This window comes from Hymenobacter algoricola (assembly GCF_039539525.1).
GTDB classification, from domain to species: Bacteria; Bacteroidota; Bacteroidia; order Cytophagales; family Hymenobacteraceae; genus Hymenobacter; species Hymenobacter algoricola.
Genome location: NZ_BAABDH010000012.1, coordinates 120,506 through 146,819, shown reverse-complemented (window position 1 = coordinate 146,819; position 26,314 = coordinate 120,506). Strand labels below are relative to the sequence as shown.

Genomic DNA, 26,314 nt, shown 5'->3' with positions numbered 1-26,314 from the left:
CTCCGAACTCCCCATCCAACCCATACCCTTTTTCATGAAACAAGCCCTCGAAGAAGCCGTTGCCACCGGCTCCGCCCCGGCCCACGCCGATCCGCACGGCATCCAGCACGTATTGCGCGAGCTGGGCGTACAGCCCCAGAATGCCGCCTACAGCACCGGCCGCGAATGGGGTGGCAGCGCCAGCGCCGACGTGAAAACCATTCACTCGCCCGTCGATGGCCACCGCATTGCCAGCGTGAGCATGGCCACCGCCGCCGACTACGAGCAGGTGGTGCTCACGGCCCAGACAGCGTTTAAGACGTGGCGGCTGATGCCCGCGCCCAAGCGCGGCGAAATCGTGCGCCAGATCGGCAACAAGCTCCGCGAGTTCAAGCAGCCCCTGGGCAAGCTAGTGAGCTACGAGATGGGTAAGCTCATGCAGGAGGGCCTGGGGGAGGTGCAGGAAATGATTGACATCTGCGACTTCGCCGTGGGCCTCTCGCGCCAGCTCCACGGCTTCACCATGCACTCCGAGCGGCCCGCCCACCGCATGTACGACCAGTACCAGCCCCTGGGTATCGTGGGCGTCATCTCGGCCTTCAACTTCCCGGTGGCCGTGTGGAGCTGGAACGCCATGCTGGCCGCCGTGTGCGGCGACGTGAGCATCTGGAAGCCCTCGGAGAAAACCCCGCTGGTGGCCGTGGCCGTGCAGCACATCATCAAAGACGTGCTGGCCGAGAATGACGTGCCCGAGGGCGTGTTCAACGTTATCATCGGCGGGGCCGAAATCGGGGCCGCCATGGCCGCCGATACGCGCGTGCCGCTGGTGTCGGCCACGGGCAGCACCCGCATGGGCAAGAAGGTGGGTGAAGTAGTGGGCGGCCGGCTGGGCCGCGCGCTGCTGGAGCTGGGGGGCAACAACGCCATCATCCTCACTCCCCACGCCGACCTCGACATGGCCATGCGCGCCGTGGTGTTCGGGGCCGTGGGCACGGCCGGGCAGCGCTGCACCACTACCCGCCGCCTCATCATCCACGAGTCCATCTTCGAGGACGTGAAGCAGCGCCTGCTCACCATCTACCCCAAGCTGCCCATCGGCAACCCGCTGCAGGAAGGCACCCTCGTGGGGCCGCTCATCGATAAGCAGGCGGTGGAAAGCTTCACCAGGGCGCTGGCCGCCGTGCAGGCCGAAGGCGGTACGCTGCTCACCGGCGGACAGGTGCTCGAAGGCGCCGACTACCCCACGGGCACCTACGTGCAGCCCGCGCTGGTGGAAGCCCAGAACGAGTACCACACGGTGCAGGAAGAAACCTTCGCGCCCATCCTGTACCTGATCAAGTATAGCGGCGGCGTGGAAGAAGCCATTGCCCTGCAAAACGGCGTGAAGCAGGGCCTCTCCAGCAGCATCTTCACCCTGAACATGCGCGAGGCCGAAGCCTTCCTCTCGGCCACCGGCTCCGACTGTGGCATTGCCAACGTGAACATCGGCACCTCGGGCGCCGAAATCGGGGGGGCTTTCGGGGGCGAGAAGGAAACCGGCGGTGGCCGCGAGTCCGGCTCCGACGCCTGGAAGGTATACATGCGCCGGCAGACCAACACCATCAACTACTCCGACCAGCTGCCGCTGGCCCAGGGCATCAAGTTCGACGTGTAAGGCTTCGTTTGCAGCATAGGAAAGGCCCGTCCGGTAGTTCCGGGCGGGCCTTTCTGGTTACTGGTCCATGATCTTGACGTCGCCGTGGCCCTTGTAGTAGAGCGTGCCGTCGGCGGTGCTGGAGGCCACTCAGGCTCCCGGCCGGGGCGAGGGGGAACAGGGCACGCTCCTTTTTGGTCCAGGTGACGTCAGTGGTCCAGTCGGTGGGGTCGGTGCTGCCAATCGACTGATTACGCTCGTCGCGCATGGTGATACCCTCATTGGGGCCAAAGTTGATTTTCTGACCTCAGCCGGTCAGCAGCGTCAGCGTGAATAAGGGGAAAAGGAATTTTTTCATCAGGGACAGAGTAAGCCTATAGCCGTTGCTCCGGCAAAGCTACCCGGCCGCCGGGGAATTTCAGGACGGGCGTGCAACTCTGCCGGCGGCCTGCCGTCTTTTTCGCACTTCCTCATCAGCCCTAGCAGCTTAGCCCGGAAAGTTGGATATTTACCTTCCCCCCGACGCCAACTCCCCGCCAAACCAGAATCCTATGGAGGCATTTGCGTACACTGACATCAACGCCCCGCTGGTGGAACGCTGCCGCCTGGGCGACCGGCGCGCCCAGGCCGAGATTTACAAGCGCTACGCCAAGGCCATGTTCAACGCCTCGGTCCGCATCACCGGGGACTATGCCGAGGCGGAGGATGTGCTGCAGGAGTCGTTTTTGAGTGCGTTCCGCGAGCTGCACAGCTACAAGGGCGACTCTTCGTTCGGCTCCTGGCTCAAGCGCATCGTCATCAACAAAAGCATCAACTGCCTGCGCAGCCGGCGCCTGCAGCTGGTGCCCCTGGCCGACCAACACGACGCCCCCGCGGCGGAAGAGCCGGACGGCGAGTTTGACCCCGAGCAGCTCTCGTGGCGGGCCGACGTGGTGCGCCGCTGCGTGCAGGAGCTCCCCGACGGCTACCGCGTGGTGCTGTCCTTGTACCTGCTCGAAGGCTACGACCACGCCGAAATAGCCGGCATTCTGAACATCACCGAATCCACTTCCAAATCACAGTACAGCCGGGCCCGGAAGAAACTGCTGGAGCTGGCCCGCCAGCACGGCCTGTAAGCTAGCCGGCAGCTTCCCGCCGCCCAGCCCCCGGTCGGCGCCCAGCCCCCGGCCTCCACGAGCGTATAATCACTAGTATGAAAGAGAATAAAACCGGACTTGAGGAATTTGTCGGGCGCCACCGCGCCGATTTCGACACGTTCGAGCCGCGCCCGGATTTGTGGGACGCCATTGAACGGAGCCTGGAGGCGGACGCCGCCCCTGCGGAGTCGGCGCCAGCTCCGTTGCGGGTGGTACCCCAGCCGTCCCGGGCGAAAGTGCTGCCGTTGGCAGCGACCCGCACCGGCACCTACCGCTACGCCATAGCGGCCACCCTGGCCTTGCTGATGCTGGCGGGCCTGGGCGTGCTCTGGACCCAAAACCGCGCCCAGCCCACGTGGCAGCAAACCGGCACGGCCACCGTAGCCGTCACCGCTGCTCCCGCTGCTGGTTTCGCTACTCCCTTCAGCCTGGGCTCGGAGCCGGTGGCTACGGCTGCGGGCGAAGCGCCGGCCCAGCGGGTGGCCGCAGCCGTGCTGCGCATGGAAAACTACTACGCGGTGCAGATCCGGGAGCGGCAGGCCGAGCTGGATCAGTTGAACGCCCAGCTCGGCGCCGGCCCCACCGACTGGCAGCGGGAAATGACGTCTCTGGACTCCACCTACCAGCAGCTTAAAGTGGAGCTGGCCCGCAACCCCGCGCCCGACGTCGTGCTGGACGCCATGAACCGCAACCTGCAGATCCGCCTGGACATCCTGAACCAGCAGCTGCGCACCCGCGCCCAGGTGCAGGAATACTCTGAAGCGGTACCCAAGCCATGAGACTGCCCCGCTTCTCAGCCGTCGTCGGCTGCGTTCTGCTGCTGGCCACGACCGGCTACGCTACCCATGTGCCCACCGCAACCCCGGTGCCGCTGACTGCCTTCGCCCTCTGCCGGACCGGGGAAGCGGAGGCCCCAACCAGCTGGCCGCAGAACAGCACCCCGCAGCACGGCGGCAGGCCCCAGGAGCCGCAGGCCGGCCAGGGCCCGCAGGACGAAGCCCAGCCCGGCCCGGCCACTGAGAAAAGCCGCAAGCTGAGCCGCACCTACCGCGCCGTGGCCGGCCGGCCGTACTCGGTGAACACCCGCTACGGGCGCGTGCAGATCAATACCTGGAGCCGCCGCGAAATCCGTACTGATGTCGAAATCGTCAGCCGGGCCGATACTGAGGATAAGGCCCAGCAGCTGCTCGACATGATTCAGGTGCAAAGCACCGAGCAGGATGCCGAAACCGGGGGCATTGCGTTTCGCTCGCACTTCGGGGCCATGCCCCGGGCCTGCTGGAGCCGCACCAAGCTCTACGAGGTGAACTACACCGTGTGGCTGCCCCAAAACACGAACCTGCGGGTATACAACTCGTTTGGGGAAATCAGCATTGCCAGTGACCTGACCGGCAGCACCGAGCTGGCGGTAGAATACGGCACCCTACGTACGGGCCGGCTGGAAGGCACCCAGAACCTGGTGCGCGTGGGCAACGGCTCGGTGGCCATTCCTTTCGCCCGCAAAGCCAGCATCGACGCCTCCTACTCCAAAGTGCGCCTCGACGAAGGCCAGCTGGTGACGCTGCGCAACAACTACTCGGACATCGACATCGGCACGGTGCAGGACCTGACGGTGCACAGCAAGTACGGCGACGTGGCCCTGGGCACGGTGCGCAACCTGCGCGGCACTGCGGGCTACTCCAAGTTCAGCATCGACCGGATTGATGAGCGGCTGGACATGAGCGTGCAGTACTGCCCCGCGTTTGAGGTGCGCACCACGGGCCGGAATTTCCGGGCCATCAACGTCGACGGCGGCTACAGCACCATCCTGCTCAACTTCCCCGACGGGGCCGGCTTCAACTTCGACGTGAACACGCTGCACGGCAAGCTGGTAGTCGACAAGCGCCTGGTACGGGTCGACTCGGAGGAAAGCAGCGCCTCGTCGAGCGACACCCAGGGCCGGTTTGGCGTCGTGCCGGGCCGCAATGCGGGCATTGTAAACGTGAAAGTCCGCTACGGCGACGTGCGCTTCAACCGCTAGCAGCTTCACCGCCCCGCCATGCAAAAAAACTGGGCCGGCAGTGGCAGCGCGGGGCTTACCTTTAAGGCTCACTTGTTCCGGATTATGCGTCGTTTGTGCTTTCTGCTGCTGATCCTGGTTGCTCCGGCGGTTCGGGCCCAGCAAAAACTCCCCGTTTCTATGGTCCCTGCCCTTGCTTCCCCCATGCGCACCTACGCCCTGCGCCTGCGCCCCGGCGACGACCTGCGCCAGCAGCTGCTGGCCTTCACCGAGCAGCACCAGATCCGGGCGGGAGCTATGGTCACCTGCGTGGGCAGCCTCACCACGGCCACCCTGCGGCTGGCCAACCAGGCGGGCCCCACGGTGTACAAGGGGTATTTTGAAATCGTGTCCCTGGTCGGGACGCTGGCCGTGGGCGGCAGCCACCTGCACCTGGCCGTAGCCGACTCCACCGGTCGCACCATTGGCGGGCACCTGCTCGATGGCAACATCATCTATACCACCGCCGAGCTGGTGGTGGGCGTGCTGGAAGAGCTGGACTTCCGCCGCGAAACCGACCCGGTTTCTACCTACAAGGAGCTGGTCGTTTACCCGCTGGCCAAGCCCGCGGCCCCGGCGGGCAAGACGAAGCCCAAAGCCCAGAAGTAGCGGCCCGGTATATTTGCTGTTCTTTGCCGCCTCTCACTTAGTTTTCTGCGCCATGTCCCAGTCTGCCGCTACGCCCGCGCCCTACGCCGCCGATACTCCCGCTGCTGCCGCCTTCCGGCGTACCATCTCCAACCCCGTGAAGCTGCGCCTGTTTATGCTGCGCAGCCTGCCGATGGCTTACCTGGCGGGGCTGCGCCTGCGCGAAATAACGCCCGGGCGGGCTACGGTTACGGTGCCGTTTAAGTATCTGACCAAAAACCCGTTTCGCAGCATCTACTTCGCCTGCCTGAGCATGGCGGCCGAAATGGCCAGCGGCGTGCTCTCGATGATGAACACCCAGGGCGGGCGCGTGTCGATGCTGGTGGTGGGGCTGGAGGCCGAGTTTACCAAGAAAGCGGTGGGTCTTATTTCCTTTACCAGCGAAGACGGCGGCCGCATTGCCCAGGCCATTGCCGAAAGCCGCGCCACGGGCGAGGGCCGCACCGTGGTCTGCACCAGCACCGGCCTGGACGAGGCCGGCGACACGGTAGCCATATTCCGCATCACCTGGTCGTACCGGGCCAAGCAGTAGCGTTTCGCCGGGCGTAACGCGAAGTTTGACTTCGCGAGGCGTCCGCGCCGCTTCCACGATTGTCGTTCAACGCCTGCCTCGCGAAGTAGAGCTTCGCGTTACCAGCATAAAGCCCCAACGTTGGTACACATTGGGGCTTTTCAGCTTAGATGGATTTGGCTTATTGTCCGGGACGGATTGGTTCCCCTGATGCTTGAAATGCTTTGCTCGCAATGAACGGCGAAAGATGCCGACCGGAAGCTTCCGGGCGGTGGGCGGCTAAAGCGCAGTCTACTCTTCCCGGTTGCTGTCCTTGGTAATCACGTCGACCAGGCCGTCTTCGCTCACCACGATGGCCATGCAGGGGTAGGGGCTGCTTTCCACGTAGCGGATGGCCGAGTTGTAGCGGGCCCCGCGGGTGCTGGTACCGTTGCCGGAGGCCTTGCCGTCGAGAATCACGCCGATGGAGTAGCAGTACGACTCCGGGTCGATGAGCACGGCTCCGTCGATGGCGGTGATGAGGCGGGTGATGAGCGGGGTGAGGGGCACGGGCTCGATGAGGGTGCACTGCAGCTTGAGGCGGTCGGCCTCGGCCAGGGCCTCGGTGGTGATGACCACCAGCGTGCCGTGCTTCTGCCGGCTGGCTTCGAGCACCACCTCCCAGAGGCGCTCCACCTTCACCGGGTCGCTCAGGTCGAAGGTGCGCTTAAGGTCCTTGCGGAACTTGGAGCGGTTCAGGCGGGTGCGGGGCAGGCTGGGCAGGCCGTAGTTGCTGCGCATGAGCACCTTGCCGTCGTGCTGAAACTCCCAGGCGTAGTGGGTCACGAAGTTGATCAGGAACAGGTCTTCGCGGGAGGCGTCGTAGGTCCCGATCTGCCGGCCCAGGGCGTACACGTTTTCGCCGTCGGCCAGCAGACTCACGTCGGCGGTGGTCATTTCGAGCAGCTTGCGCACGGCCCGGTAGTCGGTGAGCGGGGTGGGGCAGGTCAGGGCAAATACCTCTTCCAGGTTGGGGTGGTGGCGGGCGGCCAAGATCAGCTTGCCCACCCCCTCGGCGCCCTCGTAGCGCAGCGACGAAATCGTGTTGCAGGTCGCAAACAGCTTCGCCGCTACCGGGCTGATGCCCAGGGCCTGGGCCGGCGTGTCCATCAGCAGCTTGCCGGCGGCGCGTATCAGCTCCTCGGTTTCGCGGGGGCGCACGAGCAGCCCCGAGCCCGGCTCCGGCTCCGTCAAGGACTTAAAGCACTCTTCGTTGAAGCGCAGAATGGCGGCCAGCAGCAGCGAGGGCGCCAGCAGCTTGCCGTCGGTGTAGTAGCGGTTGGGGCGCAGGGAAGGGTGCATCCGCAGCGCCTTGCGGTTGAGCTGGAGCACCGTCATCACGTAGTAGTCGCCAATCTGAATGGGCCAGCCGGCAAAGGTCTGGCGGCGGCCGGTGGGCGTGTCCAGCTCGTCGAGAACTTCCTGCACGGCCCGGCGCAGCCCCAGGGCGTGCTGCCGGCGGCTGGTCATTTCCGGCGTGGCGTGTTCCCGGTCGGGCATGGTCCAGGGCTCGGCGCGCTGGAAGTGCTGGCCCCGCGCCAGCACGTCGCGGAAGTGGCGGAAGTCGAGGCCGCAGTCGGTCGGCTCCAGGCAGGCCAGGGTAGTGGCCGGGCCATCCTGGGCCAGCGGAATGCCCACCAGAATCACGTTCGGGTCCAGCTCTTCGTCCAGCACCTCGAAGATGCCGTCGGCAATAGCCTGCGCCGCCTGCCGGAAACGGGCCTGGTAGGGCCAGATGGTAACGGCGTCGGGGGCAGTGGGCGGCGGCGGCATGGGCGCCACGGGCGGGGCAGAAAGCAAGGGCAGGGGGGCAAGCATCAGGCGGGGAAAGGAAGTTCTTTAGGCCAGACGGACAGCGGCCCCGGATATTTTAGCGCGGGCCGCTTCCGGCTACCCGGGCGGGCTACAATTGAAAGATAACCGGCAGCACCATCTTTTGCTTTACCGGCTGCCCCTGAAACTGGGCCGGCGCCCACTTGGGCGCCGCTTTGATCAGGCGCAGAGCTTCTTCATCGAGGCCGGAGCCCAGGCGCTTGCCGGCCAGCTTCACGTCGGTCAGGGAGCCGTCTTTCTGAATGAGGAACTCCACCGGCACGCGGCCTTCCACCTTGCGCTGCCGGGCCTGGGCCGGGTAGCGCTGGTTTTTCTGGATCCACTCGAAAAAAGCGTCGGTGCCGCCGACGGGCCGGGCGGGCTGCTCGGGCGTGACCACCGTGGGGGCCGGGGCGCCATTGGTGCCCACCGGGGGCTTGGTTGGCTGGTCGTCGACCACGGCCGGGGCGGGGCCGCCGGCGCCCAGGGGCAGCATGTAGGAAATGGGCACCGTCACGCGCTGGCGCACCTTGCCGCCCTTGTGCTCGGCCGGCGTCCATTTGGGCCCGCCCTTGATCAGGCGCACCGCTTCCGCGTCCAGGGCCGGATCGAGGGGCTGCTGCACGGCCACGTTGGAAATAACCCCGGTCTTCTCCACCACGAAGGTCACGTTCACGGTGCCGTCCTTGCCGTTGCGCAGGGCCTGGGTCGGGTACTGCTGGTTGCGCTCCAGGTAGCTGGCGTAGGCCGGCAGGCCGCCCACGGGCACGGCCGGCTTCTGCACGGCATCGTAAATCTCGCTGGCGGCGGGGCCTTTAGGGTATTTCAGCTTTTTCTGGGCCTGGGCGGCCGTGAGCGAAACGGTGCTGAGCAGCGCAACCAGCGCCAGCTGACGAACAAGCATATGCATAGGAGCAGAGTTTAGAAGCCAATGGATGCCGGCCCGGGTGGCAACAACCGCACCAGCCCCCGGCCGAACCGTTCTGCTTACGCATTGCGCCGAAATTCGGTATTTTTGGCCGTATGGCACCTGACGAAACCTCCTCCGCCCACAATTCCAGCCGCGCCCCCGAGCCGGTAGGCCTCTACCCGCACGCCCGCCGGGCCGGCAACCTGCTGTTTCTGTCGGGCGTGGGTCCGCGGCAGCGCGGGCAGAAAACCGTGCCCGGTGTGGAGCTCGACGAAGACGGCAATATCCTGAGCTACGACTTCGAAAGCCAGTGCCACGCCGTGTTCCAGAACGTGCGCTACATCCTGGAAGAAGCCGGGGCCCGCTGGGAAGACCTGCTGGACGTGACGGTGTTCCTGACCAACATGAAGGACGACTTTCACGCCTACAACCGCCTCTACGCCGAGTATTTCGCCAGCAGCCAGCCCTGCCGCACCACGGTTGAAATCAACTGCCTGCCCACGCCCATTGCCATCGAGCTGAAGTGCGTGGCAGTGGTCAGCGGTAAGTAAAGCGTCGGCGGCGCTGCGTCGCCGGGGCTCCTTGTTCCGGGGCAGAGGCTGAATCTGCACTGTCTTTTATTATTCCGCATGAAGCACCTGCTGCCCGTTACCGTGGCAATTCTTGTCAGTCCTTACTGCTGCGCCCAGCAGTTTACGCCCGACTCGAGCCGGGTTGTCGGGTTGAGCGAAGTGGTGGTGTCGGCTAACCGCATCCGCGAGCAGAAAAAGGATATTCCCCAGCAGATTGACGTGCTGACCGCCCGGCAGCTGCGCCTGCACAACCCCGCCACCATGGCCGACGCGCTGCAGAACTCGGGCTGGGTGTTCGTGCAGAAGTCGCAGCAGGGCGGCGGCTCGCCGGTGCTGCGCGGCTTCGAGGCCAACAAGGTGCTGCTGGTCGTCGACGGCGTGCGGCTCAACAATGCCATTTACCGCGCCGGCCACCTGCAGAACATTCTCAGCGTGGATGCCAACTCCCTGGAGCGGGTTGAGATTCTGAACGGCGCCGGCGCGGTGCCCTACGGCTCCGATGCGCTGGGCGGCGTCGTCAGCCTGTATACCAAAAGCCCCCGGCTGGCCGACAGCACCGGCTTCACGGTGCACACCACCAACCTGCTGCGCTACGCCACCGCGGCCCGCGAAAAAACCGCCCACACCGACTTCTCCCTGGGCTGGGGCCGCTGGGCGTCTTTCACCAGCCTCACCGCCACCGACTTCGACGACCTGCGCAAGGGCCGCAACGGGCTGAGCGACTATCCCGGCTTCGGGGAGGTGAAGCAGTACGTGGCGCGGCAGCACGGCCAGGATGTGGTGGTCGCCAACGACGAGCCCAACCGCCAGAAGTTCAGTGGCTACCGGCAGCTGGATCTGGTGCAGAAAGTGCTGTTTCAGCCCAGGGCCGGGCAGCGCCACCTGCTCAACCTGCAGCTGTCGGCCACTTCCCGCGTGCCCCGCTTCGACCGGCTGCAGACCTACCGCAACGGCGCCCTGCGCTGGGCCGAGTGGAGCTACGGCCCCCAGCAGCGGCTGCTGGCCAGCTACCAGCTGGAGCTGACCCGCAGCAGCGGCCTGTTTGACGTGCTGCGCCTGACGCCCGCCGTGCAGGCCGTGGCCGAAAGCCGCCTGGTGCGTGAGTTTGGCAAGGAGCGCCGCGACGAAAACACCGAGAAGGTGCGGGTGCTGAGCACCAACCTGGATCTGTTCAAGAACATCGGCCGGCACGAGCTGCGCTACGGGGCCGAGCTGACCCATAACAAGGTGCGCAGCCTCGGCGAGGGCGTGAACGTAGTGACGGGGACCGTTGTGCCCATTGCCACGCGCTACCCCAACGGCGCAACCTACGCCACGGCCGGCGTGTACGCCGCCCACCACTGGGAAATCAACGAGCACCTGATCTTGTCCGACGGCCTGCGCTACAGCGGCGTCCGTACGAAAGCGGCCTTCGACCCGCGGTTTTTCGATACCCAGTACCGCGCGGTCAATCAGCGCTCCTCGTCGCTGGACGGCAACGTGGGGCTGGTGGCCCTGCTGCCGGCGGGGCTGCGGCTGAGCGGGCTGGTGGCCACGGGCTTCCGCAACCCCAACGTGGACGACATCAACAAGACCTTTGAGCAGACCAACGGCACGCTCATCGTTCCCAACCCCGGCCTGCAGCCGGAGCGCGTGGTGAACTACGAGGCCCAGCTGTCGGAAACCATTCAGGACCGGCTGCTGGTGTCCGTCACGGGCTTTTACACCAACCTGCGCGACGCGCTGGTGGTGCGCCCCTTCCCCACGCCCGACGGCCAGACGACCGCCACCTACAACGGCCGGACCTACACCACCGTGGCGACGGTAAATACCGGCCAGGCCCGCATCCAGGGCGTGTCGGCGCGCACCCAGCTGGCGCTGCCCGCCCACCTGCGCCTCGATGGCACGCTGACCTACACCCAAGGGCGCGACCTGACCGCCGACGTACCCCTCGACCACATTGCCCCGGTGTACGGCCGCGCCGCCCTCACCTACCAGCACCGCCGGGTGACGGCCGAAGGCGCCGTGCTGTTCAATGGCCGCAAGCGCGTGAGTGAGTACAGCCCCAGCGGCGAAGACAACCTGCCGCAGGCCACGCCGGCCGGGGCGCTGGGCTGGTCGACGCTGAACCTGCGCACCAGCTACCAGCTGACGCCCCGCTGGGCCGTGCAGGCCGGGCTGGAGAACCTACTGGACACCAGCTACCGGGTTTTTGCCTCCGGCATCAGCGCCTCGGGCCGCAACCTGTTCGTCACGGTCCGGTTCGAGCGGTAGGCGTGAAGCTGCCCGGCCCCGGCAGCCGTGGGGTGAAATGGGCCCGCCGGCGCTGGTTCGGCGCTCCGGCCGGGGGCGGCAGCCGGCAGCCGGGCTAAGCGGCGTACCTTCGTGGCTGCCCTTCTTACCGCTTCCATGCCCGTTTCCGCCGTCGTTCGTCCGCTGGCCATTGCCCCGGCCGACGTTTTTACTGAAAACCTGACCACCCATACGGCCCAGGAAAAGCATTTTGCCAGCCGGCACCAGCTGGGCGGCTGGCTGCGGGTGCTGCTGTTTGCGGGGGGCGCCGTGGGGGCCTGGGCGCTGTTTTCGCGCGGCCTGCTGCTGCCGGGGCTGGGGTTTCTGGCGCTGGTGTGGCTGGCGTTCTGGGTCCTGGTGCGCTGGCACTCGGGCATGCACTACCAGCGCGAGCATCACCGCCTGCTGGCCCGGCTCAACCAGGATGAGCTGCACCGCCTGGCTGGTCTGCTGGCCGGCTTCGACCCCGGCCTGCGCTACCTCGATGCCCAGCACGCCTACGCCGCCGACCTCGACGTGTTCGGCCCGGCCTCCCTGTTTCAGCTGCTGAACCGCGCCACCACCCGCCTCGGCCACGACTGGCTGGCGGGCTGGCTGCTGGCCCCGGCCTCGGCGGCGGAGGTGGTGGCCCGGCAGCAGGCCGCCGCCGCGCTGGCCCCCGAAACGACGTGGCGGCAGGAGTGGCAGGCCCGCGCCCGCCACTTTCCCCACCAGCAGGCCGACCCGCGCGCTTTCAGCGCCTGGCTGGCCCGCCCCGACTATTTCGCCGGCAAGCCCTGGCTGAAGCCCCTGCTGATTCTGCTGCCCCTGCTGCTGCTGGCCACGGTGGGGGCCGGGGTGCTCGGCTTTGGCTACAAGGCCGTAGCCGGCATGGTGCTGGTCATTACCCTTTTTGGCGGCCGCTTCGGGGCCGTGCGGGCCGAGTACGCCGAGCAGGCCCTGGCCATGCGCGACGCGCTGCGGGCTACGCAGGCCCAGCTGGCGTTGTTTGAAGACGATGCCGAGCACGCGTGGCAGGCCCCGCGGCTGCTGGCCCTGCGCGAGCAGCTGCGCCGGGCCAGCCACGGCACTGCGGCCACCGCCCGGCTGGGGCAGCTGGCCAGCGTGGCCGGCATGTTTTCGGTGCGCGGGCATCCGCTGGCGCTGCTGCTGACTAATAGTCTGCTGCTCTGGGACCTGCACGCCATGTGGCAGCTGGAGCGCTGGAAGCGGCAGCTGGGGCCCGAGCTGACCACGGTGCTGGAAGTGCAGGCCGAGCTGGAAGCCCTGGTCAGCCTGGCCGGCTTTCAGTTTGCCAACCCCGGCTACGCCACGCCCACGCTGAGCGCCGAGCCGCTGGAAGTAACCGCCGAAGCCCTGGGCCACCCGCTGATCTTCCGCGCCGCGCGCACCACCAACGACTTCCGTACCACCGGCTACGGCCGCACCGCCGTCGTGACGGGGTCGAATATGTCGGGTAAAAGTACCTTTCTGCGGACCGTGGGCCTGAACATGGTGCTGGCCCTGGCCGGCGGCGTGGTGTGCGCCCGGCGGCTGCAGCTGAGTCCGGCGCAGGTGTACTCGGCCATGCGCACCCAGGACAACCTGGCCGAAAGCACGTCCTCCTTCTACGCCGAGCTCAAGCGCCTGCGCCTGCTGCTGGAGATGACGGATAGTCAAGCAGCGGTTACCAATGCGCCGCTAACAGTTGCCAACGGCCCGGCCGGTGCGGCGGTGCCAGCCCCCGAACCACCCGGGGACAAGCCAAAAGCGAAAAACAACCTCCCCGTTTTCTACCTGCTCGACGAAATCCTGAAGGGCACCAACTCCCGCGACCGGCACCGTGGGGCCCGCGCCCTCATCCGCCAGCTGCACCAGCGCCCGGCCAGCGGCCTGATCAGCACCCACGACCTGGAGCTGGCCGCCATGGCCGACGAGCTGCCCGCGGCCGTGACCAACTACAGCTTCAACAGCGTCATCGAGGGCGACCAGATCCTGTTTGACTACCACCTCACGCCCGGCGTCTGCGGCAGCTTCAACGCCAGCAAGCTCATGCAGCTCATGGGCATTGCCATTGAGGACGGGGTGGAATAAGCGCCCAGGCGGCCTTAACCTATCGGCGCGGGCGCCGTTAGCTGGCCAAACCCGTTTCCGCCCTGATCTTCTGACCACCGCTTTTTATGTACGTTCGCAACAACCTTCGCTGGCGCCTCATCTTCGCTAACTCCTGGCGCAACCTGCTGGCTTTTGCGCTCTGGTCGGCGGTGGTATGTGCGGTATATGGACCGCTGAATCTGCACTCCGTGGCCATTCCGTGGCAGCCGGTAGCCACGCTGGGCATTGCCGTCTCCTTCTACATCGGCTTCAAAAATAACGGCTCCTACGACCGGTTTCTGGACGCCCGCCAGATCTGGGGCGGCATCGTCAACAGCAGCCGCACCTGGGCCATGCAGGCACTGGAGTACATCACCTCCCGCGTCGATGCCCCCGACGTGGACGCCCCCGCCGCCACGGCCACCGAGCTCACGCTGCGCCACCGCCGGCTGCTGTACCGCCACATTGCCTGGTGCAACGCCCTGCGCATCCGCCTGCGCCAGCAGCCCGAGCTGTGGGATACCGACGTCGCCCCGTTTCTGGACCCCGCCGAGTCGGAAGTGATGCGGCACCGGCAGAACCCGGCTACCCACCTCGTGCGTGAGCAGGGCGCCGAGCTGCGCCGCCTGCGCGAGGAGCGCGGCCTGCTCAACGACTTCCAGCACGTGTCCATGATGCGCACCCTGGAACGCCTCTACGACCTGCAGGGCGGCTGCGAGCGAATCAAAAACACCCCGTTTCCGCGGCAGTACGCCTTTTTCAGCTACGTGTTCGTGTGGCTGTTCGTGGGGTTGCTGCCGCTGGGCCTCATCGGCGAGTTTTCCCGCCTGGGCCCCGACCATATCTGGCTGACCATTCCGTTCTCGATCCTGGTTTCCTGGGTGTTCAACACGATTGAGGTAGTGGGCCACACCAGCGAGAACCCCTTCGAAAACCAGATGAACGACGTGCCCATGACGGCGCTCTGCCGCACCATCGAAATAGATTTGCGCGAGATGCTGGGCGAAACCAATCTGCCGCCCCGCCTCGCTCCCGTCGATGATATTCTTTATTAGGCAATTAGCATCCGCCGCGGGCTGATTGAGAGAAAACGGCGCGTTGAACTTTAAGAGGAAGTTTTAGACCTCTGCTCGGGCGGGTAAGCGCGAGCGTACCCGCGCCGCCCGGCGGGCCAAATCGGCCGCCGGAGCAGGCATGGGAGGTTTGGCAGGGGCTGGTTGTTGTTTTGCAGTGGAGTAAGGCCTAGTATATTAAGTAGTTATATAATTCTAAGAAGGCTTCGGCAGGGGAAACTATCGGGTCGGAATCGGGGTCTGGAAGCAACCCGGGGCAACTGTTGCCTCCTGCCCCACAAGCTCCGGGAGAGATTTCAGCGAGTTGCCCCAGCCGCCGGCCCCAGGCCGCCGCTTTCGTGCGGCTTCAGGACCGGCCCCCTGGGCCGTCAGCCCCCAAGAGTAGCGTATCCCGCCCCGTTTGCCACCTGCACCCCTGTCACCCGTTCTTCGACTTAATGGAAGTCTATCGAGAGATATTACCCGAGAGTTACCTGCTGATTCTGGTCGATGACATCCCGCCCCGGGCCGATGCCGACCAAATTTTGCATAAGTCGCTGCGGCGGGCCGCGCACGGTGGCAAAGCCAGCGTCTGGGTCGACTGCAGCAACCTGCGCCAGCTGCCCGGCCACGCCGCGGAGCTGCTACGCCGCTACCGGCTCCGGCTGGGCCAGCGCGGCATCAGCCTGATCCTGTGTCACCTGAGTGAGGAAGTGTGCCAGGCCCTGCTCACCCAGGATGCCAGCCTGAGCTCCCTGGTCGTGCCCACCCTGCTCGATGCCCAGCGCTACTGCCAGCAGCGCGTAAACCGGCAGCGGGCAAGCTGGCAGCGGCAGCGACAGCGGCAGATCCGGTAAGGGAGGAGCCGCCGAAGATAAGTGGGTCCGGCCGCCCGGTTTTTTGGTAGCTTGGCGGGGCCCGCGGCGGCCTTTTCGATAGGCGACGCCGTATAGGCTTCCGAGTCGAAACCGCCGCCCGCCGCCTGTATGCCCGTCACCTCCCGCTCCGTTCAGTACTTCTTTTCCAGTCAGGACTTCTCCGACGGGCTGCGCATCACGCTGTCGATTCTGATTCCGTCGGTGCTGCTGGCCCAGCTCGGGCACCTGGAGATGGGCGTCACGCTCTCCACCGGGGCCGTGTGCGTGAGCGTGGTCGATACGCCGGGGCCGGTGCAGCACAAGCGCAACGGGATGCTGTATGCCGCCCTGGCCATATTCCTGGTGGCTTTGCTCACCGGCTTCGTGCGCGGCAGCCTGGTGCTGATGGGCCTGGAAGTGGTGGGGCTCAGCTTTGGGTTTACCATGCTGCTGGTGTACGGCAACCGCGCCTCCCAGCTGGGCACGGCCGCCCTGCTGATCATGATCCTGATGATGGACCGGCCCCTGGCCCCGGGTCAGGTGCTGCCCTACGCCGGGCTGGTGCTGGCCGGCGGGCTGTGGTACCTGGCCGTGGCGCTGCTGTTTTACCAGGTGCGGCCCTACCGGCCGGCCCAGCAGGCGCTGGGGCAGTGCATTCACGCCATTTCGCAGTTTCTGGACATCAAGGCCGAGTTCTACTCCGCCGGCACCAACCTCGACGACGACTACCGCCGCCTGGTGGCCCAGCAGGTGGTGGTGAGCGAAAAGCAGGACGCCGTGCGCGAGGTGCTGTTCAAGAGCCGGCAGGTACTCAAGGAATCTACCAACCTGAGCCGGCGCATGGTGCTCACCTTCGTGGATACTGTGGACCTGTACGAGCACATTACCGCCACCTACTACGACTACGCCGCCCTGCGCGCCCGCTACGGCAGCTCGGGCGTGCTGGCGGAAGTCGCTACCCTGATCCGGCAGCTGGCCCTGGAGCTGGATGGCATCGGGCTGGCCATTCAGGCCAACCGGCCCTACCGCAGCCAGGCCGACCTGGCCGGGGCCCTGGAGCGCCTCAAGGAGCACACCGACGCGGTGGCCGCCCGCCACCCCGAGGTCAGCAGCCTCGTGCTCAAAAAAATCCTGGTGAACCTGCGCAACCTCACCCAGCGCGTGCGCGACATCCTCAACTACTTCGATACCGAAACCCTGGCGCCGGCCCGGGGCGGGGCGGCCGAGTACAACCAGTTCGTCTCGCACCAGGACTACGACCTGAAGGTGCTGCGCGACAACCTCACGTTCAACTCGTCGGTGTTTCGGCACGCCGTGCGCATGACGCTGGCCTGCCTGGCGGGCTACATCGTGTCGAAGTTCTTTCCGTACGGGCACCACGGCTACTGGATTCTGATGACCATCACCTACATGCTCAAGCCCGCCTTCAGCCTCACCAAGCAGCGCAACTACCAGCGCCTGCTGGGCACGGTGGTGGGTGGCTTTGTCGGGGTGGCCATCCTGTACTTCGTGCCCGGCCAGACGGCCCAGTTCGGGCTGATGGTGCTGCTGATGGTGGTGGCCTACAGCTTCCAGCGCATCGACTACATCGTCACCGTCATTGCCCTCACGCCCTTCATCCTGATCCTGTTCAGCTTTCTGGGGCTGGGCTACGTCGACGTGATTGAGGAGCGGGTGGTCGATACCGGCATCGGCTGCCTGATTGCCTTCGGAGCCGGCTACCTGCTGTTTCCGCGCTGGGAGCGGGACCAGCTGCGCGACCTGATGCAGGCCGTGCTGCGGGCCAACGTAAGCTACCTGCAGAAGCTGGCCGACAGCCTGGCGGGCACCCCGATTCCGGAAACCGACTACCGCCTCACCCGCAAAACGGTGTACGTGAGCTCGGCCAACCTGGCGGCGGCCTTCCAGCGGATGCTGTCGGAGCCCAAGAGCAAGCAGCGCAACAGCCCCCAGGTGCACCAGTTCGTGGTGCTGAATCACATTCTCTCCTCCAACATTGCCACCATCACCTCGGCCATTCTGGCCAAAAACCGGCCGACCTACCCCACCGAGGGCATGCGGGCCGTGAAGCAGGCCATGGCCGTGCTCAGCCGCAGCCAGAAGAAGCTGGCGCCCCCCATGCCCGGCACCCCCGCCGAAACCGCCGCCCTGCTCGACCCCGTGCAGCTCAAGAAAGCCGACCTCAGCGCCGACGACCGCCTGCTGCTGGAGCAGCTCGAGTTCATCCAGAAAGTCAGCACCGACATCGGCCGCGTGACCGAAGCCGCCGTAGCGTAGCGTAAGCCGGCCTCCGCGAGCCCCAGGCAGCCCCAGGCAGTCATCCAAAGAACGTCCTGCCGGACCCGGAAAAAGAGAACGTCCTGCTGAGCATTCCGCGCATCAAGCGGCGACAACGCGAAGCCGAAGCAGCTCGCGTGCTGTAGTTGCTGGAAAAAGAACGTCGTGCCTGATCTGGCGTCCGCGAAGCCGAAGCATCTCTACCGCTTCGTTGAGGTACCAGTGCAACGAAGGGGTAGAGATGCTTCGACAAGCGGCTGCCAGGTCAGGCAGGTCAGGCAGGCAAGGCTTTGCAGCTTCTGATTCGCCCCGCGCCTTTTTGCCGCAATGTTGCGGTAAAAAGGTGCGACCTCGCGGCTCGGAGCCACAATGTTGCGGTAAAAAGGTGCGACCTCGCGGCTCGGGGTCGCAACGTTGCGGTAAAAAGGTGCGACCTCGCGGCTCGGGGTCGCAATGTTGCGGTAAAAAGGTACTATGTCGCGGCTCCGAGTCGCGATGTTATGACCAAAAGGTGCGAGGTCGCGCTGGAATGGGAGTAGAGACGCAGACGCCTGCGGGCATCTTATCGACCGCGCCGTTCGACCGTCGTTCAACGACGAGACGCCAGTAGGCGTCTCTACCTCGTTTTGACGGCTCGTGCGCCACCTCAAACCGCTGCTGAAAGGGACGGGGCGGCGGCTCCGAGCCGCGGGGTGGCGGCAAAAAGGCGCGCCCGCCCGGCCGGGGGCCAGACGGGCGCGCCACCGACGCGGGGGAGGGCGGGGACTAGCTGGGGTCGGGGGCCGGGGTGGCGGCCGACTGGGCGGCTTTAGCGGCTTTTTTGGCCTTTTTGGCGCCATTGCGGTGCTCGTAGCGCTTGCGCATCTGGCTGAGCGGGGCCTGCACGGCGCTGGTTTCGCCGTTGTCCTTGCGCAGATCCTCGTAGATGTCGTCGGCGGTTACCATCACGTCGGCGCCCACCAGGCGGTAGGTGTCTTCCAGCTTCTGCATCAGGGGCAGCAGCACGGCCCGCAGCTCGCGCAGCTGGCTCATCAGCGTCACGTCGCGCTCATACTCGGCCAGGTCGAAGCTGCGGCGGGTGAAGTCCAGGCTGGCGCGCACGGCATCGAGGCCGGCCAGGGCGTAGGGCACCCCATCGACGCCAATCTTGCGCAGGCTCCGGCTGTCGTCGGGCTGCAGGGTGATGAGGAAGGGCAGCTTCTGCTCGATGGCGCGCAGCTGGCTGATGCTTTGGGTGAGGTCGGCGGCAGACAGCGCGGCCGAGATGCGGTTACCTTTTTTCATGGAAATAAGGGAATAATAGGAGGGGAAGGAAAATCCCAGGCCGCCCGGCCCGGGAAAAGAAGTTGTTACTCGACTACCAGCTGGCGGCGCTCGGTGTGGCCGCCCTGGGTGACGTGCAGATAATAGATGCCCCGGGTCAGTGCCTGCGTGGACAGCACCAGGCGGGCATTCGTGGAGGTGCCGCGCTGCAGCTGCCGGGAGTAGCGGTCGTAGAGGACCGCCTCAAAGGCTGCTCCTGAGCTGGCAATGGTAACGGTGCTGCGCTCCGTAGTTGGGTTGGGATAAACGGTGAAGCCGGAACTCAGCGGGGCAGGGCGCGCGGTATTATCATATACCGTGATGCTGATGGTTGCTTCAATGGTATTGCCGCACGCATCCTGACCGATGTAATCCACCTGGATGTTACCGACTTGCTCACGCGGGGCACGTACCACTATACTGGCGCCACTGTCGCTGCTAAGCTGATAGGGGCTCCCCCCGTTTATACCAGTAGGAAAAAAGGTCGCTGTCCACGATAAGGAGCCCGGAAGAATGCCTAGCAGAGCGGCCTGTATCGAGGTAGAGGTTCCTATCTCTGGTTCGGGGTCGCCAGCAGTCAACCGAATCTGACCCAAACCAATGGTAATGGTACGGGGGGGCACGGAATACTGCCCACAATCGGAGCGGACGGTAGCCGTCAGGTTTACCTCACCGGTGGTGGCGAGGGCCCTAAGCGTAATACTGCCCGCAGTACCGGTGGCACTGCCGGGCGTTACCAGTCCGCCCGGTGACACCCGCCAATCAACAACTGCGCCCGGGGGCACGGCGACGGAATAGGTCTCGGAGCGGTTAAGGCAAATAAGCTCCGGGCCGCTGACCACTCCGGTGGGCATCTGGCAAAACGTCTGGCAGTTGGATATGGATGGTAGAGTAAGTAACCGACAGGGGCGTATCCCAGGCCACCGCGAGGTAGCCGCGGCCATCGCCAAAGTCAATCTCGCTGCTACTGGGAGCGAGCCCAGTATTACTATAGTAAAGAGCGGAGCGCAATACAAACTTCAGCTGGTTGGTGGCAAAGGCATTTTGTGTAGGGGCCACCACGAAGGCCGTGCGGGCCTCATAAGGGCTCTGGCTGCGGCCGGCGACGTCGACTATCTGATTGTTCTGGACCTGCACCAGATTCTGAGCCACGGCATCGGCCCGGTAGCGGTGGTAGCGGTAGTAGAGCGCCGGCAATTCTACCAGACTATCGGCGGCATAGCCCTCCAAGGTGGTGTTGACCTGGGCCAGGGTGGGCATGGCGGGAGCATTCGGGCCGAAACGAGCCCGGTACAGGGCCCCGTAGCCCCGCCGCCAGCGGCTCATGTCGGCTTGGTTGTCCGGGGTGGAGGCCTGACCGGTATACTGGCTCAGGTCAAGGTTACTGAAGCCGTATTCTTCCAGAATACCCGTGGGTACCTGACTGCGGTCGACGTACTGAAAGACGGCCCCGATGGCCGTGGCCCAGCCTGGAGCGGGCGGGTTAGTATCAATCGGCGGGGTACTCCCGCCCGGAGCGGCACCCAGGGGCTGGGCTTTCTGGGCCATAGCGGAACAGCTCAGCGCCAGGGCGGCGCCAAAAAGCAGAATTTTTTTCATACGGGTAGGGAATACAGAAAGGGTAAAGAGAATTGCTTAGTACTTGATATCGAAGCGGCCGTCGGTGGCCTCAATGTTCGGGCAGCCGGGCTTGCGCAACGAGAAGGCGAAGCGGCCCGAAACGATGCGTGCCACCGGATCCAGCCGGGTGATGTCGACCGTGCCCGCGGGCCCACTATTGCTTTCGTATTCGCAACTCGAATTATGGTCAGCAAATCGAATATAATTACCAGTGGCCACGGTAGTAGGGCTGTCCAAAACGAAATGCGTGTTGTTGTACACGTCCGTCAAGCGCAGATTAATGTATTGGGATACTTCAAAAACACTACGTCTGGTATTGATCAATAATGTGCCTTGATTCAGCTCGGCCGACAGATTACCGCTGCCGAACGTGCCGCCCGCCGGCAGCCAGACCTCCCCATTCAGGCGAAAGCCCAGCGTGCGGGCACCGGTCCTGGTTTCGGCTGGCAGCGTGGGTGCGGGGTCCTTGGGCGTGGGGTCGTCCTGCTTGCATTTGCTGCACTGGGTGAGCAGCAGCAGGGCCGCGTAGAGGAAGAATTTAGATTTCATAGCAGGCACTGAATAAGGGGTGGAAAAGCAACATGCCAACGGCGACGCCCGCCCGGTCAGGGATGGAAGCGTGGAGCAGTTGGCAAGCGGTGTGGTGGTAGAATAACGGAGCGGTAGAGCAAGATAGGCATACCCCCAAACAAGACAACTCGGCCGGTATATTATGATACTGCTATGCCCGCAGCAGGGGTAGCGGGGCTTTATCGAGCGAGGTGAACAGGTAATCCAGGTGCTGGCGCAGCGAGTCGGGCGGCGGGGCTTGCTGAGCGTGGAGGGAGGCCGCGCAGCCCAGCCAGGTAAACAGCAGCAGAGTAAGTGTTTTCATACGAACAAGTGATAAAGGGGACGATGGGCTGCTTAAAGCTTTTTGTCGAAGCGCCCCTGCGTGACGCGGATCGTGTCGCAGCCTAGCTTGGCGAGCGTGAACTCAAACGTGCCCGAGATGATGCCCGCTGCTAAGTCCAAGCGCGTGATGGTAAATTGGCCCATACAGGATGTGGTACCGTCATCACTGGCATAACGAGTACACCCTTTTTGTCTCGCTGCATCACTAAACCTGGCGGCTAGGTTAGTTGATGACTTGAATAGATATATACCATTCGAAGCCACAGAGACGCCTCCAAAACTCAGGTACTGCGCGTCAGCGCTTTTGCTAGGATAACGGTATACCATTACATCCAAGCTGCCGCCATTATATGCTGGATCATAGAGTACAGCATAGTTGCTAGTGCCATTATAGCCGCTAGGTGTATACACCTGCCCGTTGACGAGGCAGCCGAAGGTATTGGCCCCGGTCTGGGTCGCGGGCGGCAGCTGGTCTTCGGGCGTGGGGTCGTCTTGTTTGCATTTGCTGCACTGGGTAAGCAGCAGCAGGGCCGCGTAGAGGAGGTAGCGTTTCATAGACGGAGCGTAGGGGATAGGGGTAGCGAAATTAAACGCCGGCGACGGGGCCGGCGGCGAAATAAGGCGTAGCGGTAAAGCAAGATACCGCCGGATGCGGGGAATGCAACGGCTGCGGGCGTTTCGGCATCTGCTGGCTGTACGCCCGTCGGGAAGGGCCGGTCCGCCGCCCGGGGCCGCTGCCCGAAACCGGGGCCGCAGGGCTTCAACTCTCCCACCCCCGGTAGCTATGATTTGCGCGGGGCAAAAGTATCTTTGAAGCCCGGGCCGGGCGGGCAGTACTGTCGGCCGTAACCGCGTTTTTCGTTGTCAGTTAGCTTTCCTTACTCCCTTTTCCCTACCCGTATGATTACTGTTTCTACCATCTCTCCCCCCGTAGCGGCCCGCCCCCGGGCCGGGAGCTTCCGGGCGCTGCTGGCCCTGCTGCTGGTGCTGCTCGGGCACCTGCTGCCCCCGGTAGCGGCGGCGCAGTCGGCGGCTACGGCCGCTCCGGGCTGGCCCGGCACCTGGTCATCGGCGGCCCGGCCCGCGTCCACTGTCGTGCCCGTCGGCCAGCCCTGGCCGGCCGCCCCGGCCCGGGTTTCCGCGCCGGCCGGGCTGGCCGCGCCCGTTGTCAGCAGCTTCTCGCCCACCAGCGGCCCGGCCGGCACGGTCGTGACGGTGCTGGGCAGCGGCTTTATCGGCGCCACCAGCCTGACGCTGAACGGGGCCGCGCTGCCCAGCTTCACGATAGTCAGCGACATTCAGATTGTGTTCGTGGTGCCCGTAGGGGCCACCAGCGGTCTGATCGGGGTCGTGAGTCCGGGTGGCACGGCCTTCAGCCCGGGGCCCTACACCATCACCCAGGGCAACCCGACCAACCCGGTGCCGGTCATCACCAGCCTCTCGCCGCCGTCGGTGCAGCCGGGCGTGGGGGCCTTTACGCTGGTCGTCAACGGCACGGGCTTCGTGCCTGCCTCCGTGGTGTCGTCTACGGCGCCGGTGAGCATGACGACGTACCTGTCGGCTACCCAGCTCCGCGTCGAGCTGCCCCCGGGCGCCGTTATCGGCACCTACCCGGTGAGGGTAACCAACCCCGCCCCGGGCGGCGGCACCTCGGCCCCCTTCAACTTCTTCGTGATGGCCACCACCGGCCCGGCTCCCACCATTAGCGGCTTCACGCCGGCCAGCGCCGTGGCCGGCACGCTGGTCACCGTCACGGGCACCAACTTCGCCGGCGCCAGCAGCGTGCTGCTCAACGGCGTGACGGTGGGCAGCTTCACGCTGCTGAGCGCCAACCAGCTCACGTTTGTCGTGTCGAGCAGCGCCTCTACCGGCCGCATTGCCGTCATCACCCCCGGCGGCACGGCCACCAGCGCCACCACCCTAGTGGTGAGCGGCAACCCCGTGAACCCACTTCCGACCATCACCAGCCTGTCGCCGCCCTCGGTGATGGACGGGGCGGGGGCGTTTACGCTCATCCTTACGGGTACGGGCTACCTGCCCTTCTCCACGGTCACCTTCAACGGTTTCGCGCTGCCCATCACCTACCTCTCCGCCACCCAGCTCAGCGTCCAGCTGCCCGCGGGGGCCGTCGAGGGCACGTATCCGGTCGTCGTGACGAACCCGGCCCCGGGCGGGGGCTCCTCGGCCCCGTTCAACTTCATCGTGACGCCCGCGCCCCAGCCTACCATCACCAGCTTCACGCCGGCCAGCGCCGTGGCCGGCACGCTCGTTACCGTTACGGGCACCAACTTCACCAACGTATTTGAGGTAGAGCTGAACCAGGTGCCGGTCGGCAACTATGCCGTGCTTAGCTCCACCCAGCTCAGCTTTGTAGTCACCAGCAGCTCTTCCACCGGCCGTATTGCCATCTTCACCTCCGGCGGCCAGGCCCTCAGCGCCACCGATCTGGTGGTGACGGGCAACCCCGCCACGCCCCTGCCGGTTATCACCGGCCTGCAGCCGGGCTCGGTACCCCCGGGCATGGGCGCCTTCACGCTGCTCGTCAACGGCACGGGCTTCGTGCCCACGTCGCGGGTAATGTCCGCGGCCCCGGTAAGCATGACCACTTACCTGTCGCCTACCCGGCTGTCGGTAGACCTGCCGCCGGGCGCCGTGACGGGCACCTATCCGGTGACCGTAACCAACCCCGCCCCGGGTGGCGGCACGTCGGCCGTGTTCAACTTCTACGTGACGGCCGCCCCGGCCCCGGCCATTGCCAGCTTCTCGCCCACTACCGGCCCGGTCGGCACCCTGGTCACCATCACCGGCGCCAACCTGGGCACTACCAATCAGGTGCGGTTCAACGGAGCTGTGGCCTCCTTCAACGTCGTCAGCCCTACCCAGGTCACGGCTATTGTGCCGGCGGGGGCCACCACGGGCGTCATCACTCTGCTCATGCCGCAGAACTCGGTCAGCAGCAGCGCAGACTTTGTGGTCGGCATCGGCACCGCCAGCCAGGCCGAAAGTGCCCTGGCCGGCCTGACGGTGTACCCCAACCCCGCCCGGGAGCTGGTAACCGTGACGCTGCCCGCCGGCGTGGCGTCCCGGCCCGCCGCCCAGGTGCGCGACCTGACCGGCCGGGTGCGGCTGGCTACCCGGCTTACGGCGGCCGGGCAGCTGAGCCTGCGTGGGCTGCCCGCCGGCCTCTACCTGCTCACCATCGGCGAGGGTGCCCAGGCCGTGACGCGCAAGCTGCTGAAGAACTAGCCGCCGCGAGGCGCTGCGCCGAACAAGAAAGGCCCATCCGGAATCCCGGGTGGGCCTTTTTGCGAATAAAGACTTGCGGCTCAGGACACCCGGCTAGTCGTAGTACTGGTAGAGGTAGCGGTAAAACACGGGCTTGCTGCTGCGGGCGTCGGAGGTTTCGCCCAGCAGCAGGCCGGTGGGTGCGTACGAAAATACCGTGTAGGCCGCCTGGGTGGCGGCACGGATGGAAGAGAAGCTGGCTTCGCGGCCGATAAGCTGGCCCAGGCTGTTGTAAGTGTAGCGCATCACGTTCTGAGCTACTTGGCCCGGCTGATTGAGGGGCACCGTGATTTCCTGGCGGGTCAGCTGCTGGCGGGCATCGTAGCTGAGCCGGCGCTGGGGCTGCAGGCCCTGGCCCCGGCGCAGGGCCGCCAGCGCCTGTGGGTAGGTGAGCAGGGGCACGGTCTGGCCGGGCGGCAGCTTCAGGTGCTGGGCTTTAGCGGCCCGGCCCAGCTCCAGCCGGCCGCTTTCGGTAAGGTGTCCGCGGCGGTACAGCCAGTAGTCGGCCCGGGAGCCGGTGAGCTGGTGGTCGGGGCCATAGAAGCCGGTCAGGGTCAGCACCGTGTCGGGGTGGGGGCGCAGGCGGATGCTGCGCTGGTAGTAGGCCGGGTACAGGTAGCGGCCCACGGCCAGGCTGTGGCCTACCACTTCGGTGAGCAGGGTGTCGGCACTCTGGTAGAGCTGCTTTTCGCTGACTACGGTGCGGGTGCCGCTGGGTTGGAGCACTTCCTGCCGGCCCCGGCGCAGGGTGGGGTTGTAGGTGGTAATGAGGGTGTGGGGCCGGTCGGCGGCGGGGTACTCGACCAGGGCCGTGCACTGGCCCTGGGCATTGTAGCTCCACTCGCGCCGCCGCGGGCCCGTCGCGGTGCGGCGGCCCTGCCGGTCGATGGTCTGGGTTTCGACGGTGTCCTGCCCTTCGCCCCGGCGGTTGAGGCGCACCTTCAGCACGGCGCGCACCCGGTGGCGGGCGTACTGCCGGCGCTGGCTGGAGTCGGGCTCCGCGGCAATGGAGCCATCCGCGTCGTGCCCCCCGGGCACGGTGGGGCCGATGGTTATGCGGGTCAGGAACTGGGGCTCCACCAGGGTTTCGGACGGGTAGGAGGGGCGCACGGGCGTACGGCCCTGGCCCGGAAAGCGCGGGGACTGAGCCTGGCCGGCTCTCAGCGTCAGCAAGGTCAGCAGGCCCGGTAGCAGGAAGGCAAGAAACAAGCAGCGCATGCGGGACAGAGGCTAAGAGCCCAAAAGGTAGGGCCCACCGCGCACAAAACCACGAACGTACGCAGCCCCGCCCAAGGGGCGGGGCTGCGGCAGGGGCGGGCCGGAGGGCGGCGCCCCCGGACCCAGAAACGCGGCCTACAACAAGTCGCGCAGAAAGTCGACGACTACAATAACTATGAGAACACCG

22 protein-coding genes are annotated in these 26,314 nt (G+C 65.6%); 13 read left to right on the top strand and 9 right to left on the bottom strand.

Annotated features, from left to right (window positions below):
* Positions 1–34: 34 nt before the first annotated feature.
* From amaB to ABD842_RS02940, 6 genes are all read left to right on the top strand, one after another.
* On the top strand, positions 35–1,633 hold the full coding sequence (gene amaB / locus ABD842_RS02965; RefSeq protein WP_345109837.1) for an L-piperidine-6-carboxylate dehydrogenase: 1,599 nt from the start codon (positions 35–37) through the stop codon (positions 1,631–1,633).
* Between the two features lie 530 nt (positions 1,634–2,163).
* Positions 2,164–2,727, top strand: coding sequence for an RNA polymerase sigma factor (locus ABD842_RS02960; RefSeq protein WP_345109834.1), 564 nt, complete (start codon positions 2,164–2,166; stop codon positions 2,725–2,727).
* 77 nt (positions 2,728–2,804) lie between these two features.
* Complete coding sequence (locus ABD842_RS02955; protein ID WP_345109832.1) at positions 2,805–3,527, top strand: hypothetical protein; 723 nt, start codon at positions 2,805–2,807, stop codon at positions 3,525–3,527.
* Positions 3,524–4,768, top strand: coding sequence for a hypothetical protein (locus ABD842_RS02950; protein ID WP_345109829.1), 1,245 nt, complete (start codon positions 3,524–3,526; stop codon positions 4,766–4,768). Before ABD842_RS02955 ends, ABD842_RS02950 begins: the two co-directional genes overlap by 4 nt.
* Positions 4,769–4,927: 159 nt before the next feature.
* Complete coding sequence (locus ABD842_RS02945; RefSeq protein ID WP_345109826.1) at positions 4,928–5,395, top strand: PPC domain-containing DNA-binding protein; 468 nt, start codon at positions 4,928–4,930, stop codon at positions 5,393–5,395.
* A 52-nt stretch (positions 5,396–5,447) separates the two neighbouring features.
* Positions 5,448–5,966: a DUF4442 domain-containing protein gene (locus tag ABD842_RS02940; RefSeq protein WP_345109823.1), complete on the top strand. Its 519-nt coding sequence runs from the start codon at positions 5,448–5,450 to the stop codon at positions 5,964–5,966.
* A gap of 270 nt (positions 5,967–6,236) precedes the next feature.
* Here ABD842_RS02940 and ABD842_RS02935 read toward each other — a convergent pair whose 3' ends face one another.
* Together ABD842_RS02935 and ABD842_RS02930 are read right to left on the bottom strand one after the other, a co-directional pair.
* Entirely contained in the window at positions 6,237–7,802 is a 1,566-nt protein-coding gene (locus ABD842_RS02935; RefSeq protein ID WP_345109820.1) for a DNA integrity scanning protein DisA nucleotide-binding domain protein, read from the bottom strand.
* A gap of 85 nt (positions 7,803–7,887) precedes the next feature.
* Complete coding sequence (locus ABD842_RS02930) at positions 7,888–8,700, bottom strand: energy transducer TonB (protein WP_345109818.1); 813 nt, start codon at positions 8,698–8,700, stop codon at positions 7,888–7,890.
* Positions 8,701–8,819: 119 nt separating this feature from the next.
* Between ABD842_RS02930 and ABD842_RS02925 the strand changes: the two genes are divergently transcribed.
* The 6 genes from ABD842_RS02925 (at position 8,820) to ABD842_RS02900 (ending at position 17,808) form a co-directional block, all read left to right on the top strand.
* The gene (locus ABD842_RS02925) at positions 8,820–9,257 is read left to right on the top strand and encodes a RidA family protein (RefSeq protein WP_345109816.1); all 438 of its coding nucleotides are present in this window, start codon (positions 8,820–8,822) and stop codon (positions 9,255–9,257) included.
* 78 nt (positions 9,258–9,335) lie between these two features.
* Positions 9,336–11,531: a TonB-dependent receptor plug domain-containing protein gene (locus ABD842_RS02920; RefSeq protein ID WP_345109814.1), complete on the top strand. Its 2,196-nt coding sequence runs from the start codon at positions 9,336–9,338 to the stop codon at positions 11,529–11,531.
* 135 nt (positions 11,532–11,666) lie between these two features.
* Positions 11,667–13,622, top strand: a complete 1,956-nt coding sequence (locus tag ABD842_RS02915; RefSeq protein WP_345109811.1) for a MutS-related protein — start codon at positions 11,667–11,669, stop codon at positions 13,620–13,622.
* Between the two features lie 86 nt (positions 13,623–13,708).
* The gene (locus ABD842_RS02910; protein ID WP_345109809.1) at positions 13,709–14,677 is read left to right on the top strand and encodes a bestrophin family protein; all 969 of its coding nucleotides are present in this window, start codon (positions 13,709–13,711) and stop codon (positions 14,675–14,677) included.
* A 455-nt stretch (positions 14,678–15,132) separates the two neighbouring features.
* Positions 15,133–15,531: a hypothetical protein gene (locus ABD842_RS02905; RefSeq protein ID WP_345109806.1), complete on the top strand. Its 399-nt coding sequence runs from the start codon at positions 15,133–15,135 to the stop codon at positions 15,529–15,531.
* Positions 15,532–15,660: 129 nt separating this feature from the next.
* Positions 15,661–17,808 carry an FUSC family membrane protein gene (locus ABD842_RS02900; RefSeq protein ID WP_345109803.1) on the top strand — a complete coding sequence of 716 codons (2,148 nt, stop codon included), beginning with the start codon at positions 15,661–15,663 and terminating at the stop codon, positions 17,806–17,808.
* Between the two features lie 765 nt (positions 17,809–18,573).
* Here ABD842_RS02900 and ABD842_RS02895 read toward each other — a convergent pair.
* From ABD842_RS02895 to ABD842_RS02870, 6 genes are all read right to left on the bottom strand, one after another.
* Positions 18,574–19,092, bottom strand: coding sequence for a hypothetical protein (locus tag ABD842_RS02895; protein ID WP_345109800.1), 519 nt, complete (start codon positions 19,090–19,092; stop codon positions 18,574–18,576).
* 65 nt (positions 19,093–19,157) lie between these two features.
* Positions 19,158–19,487: a T9SS type A sorting domain-containing protein gene (locus ABD842_RS02890; RefSeq protein WP_345109798.1), complete on the bottom strand. Its 330-nt coding sequence runs from the start codon at positions 19,485–19,487 to the stop codon at positions 19,158–19,160.
* 433 nt (positions 19,488–19,920) lie between these two features.
* The gene (locus ABD842_RS02885; protein WP_345109795.1) at positions 19,921–20,709 is read right to left on the bottom strand and encodes a hypothetical protein; all 789 of its coding nucleotides are present in this window, start codon (positions 20,707–20,709) and stop codon (positions 19,921–19,923) included.
* Between the two features lie 36 nt (positions 20,710–20,745).
* On the bottom strand, positions 20,746–21,279 hold the full coding sequence (locus ABD842_RS02880) for a Riean_0653 family protein (protein ID WP_345109792.1): 534 nt from the start codon (positions 21,277–21,279) through the stop codon (positions 20,746–20,748).
* Between the two features lie 172 nt (positions 21,280–21,451).
* The gene (locus ABD842_RS02875; RefSeq protein WP_345109789.1) at positions 21,452–21,604 is read right to left on the bottom strand and encodes a hypothetical protein; all 153 of its coding nucleotides are present in this window, start codon (positions 21,602–21,604) and stop codon (positions 21,452–21,454) included.
* Positions 21,605–21,636: 32 nt separating this feature from the next.
* A complete protein-coding gene (locus ABD842_RS02870; protein WP_345109787.1) occupies positions 21,637–22,179 on the bottom strand; it encodes a Riean_0653 family protein in 543 nt (180 codons plus the stop codon).
* Between the two features lie 345 nt (positions 22,180–22,524).
* Between ABD842_RS02870 and ABD842_RS02865 the strand changes: the two genes are divergently transcribed.
* A complete protein-coding gene (locus tag ABD842_RS02865; RefSeq protein WP_345109784.1) occupies positions 22,525–24,870 on the top strand; it encodes an IPT/TIG domain-containing protein in 2,346 nt (781 codons plus the stop codon).
* A gap of 93 nt (positions 24,871–24,963) precedes the next feature.
* Here ABD842_RS02865 and ABD842_RS02860 read toward each other — a convergent pair whose 3' ends face one another.
* Positions 24,964–26,127, bottom strand: coding sequence for a hypothetical protein (locus ABD842_RS02860; RefSeq protein WP_345109782.1), 1,164 nt, complete (start codon positions 26,125–26,127; stop codon positions 24,964–24,966).
* Positions 26,128–26,314 lie beyond the last annotated feature (187 nt).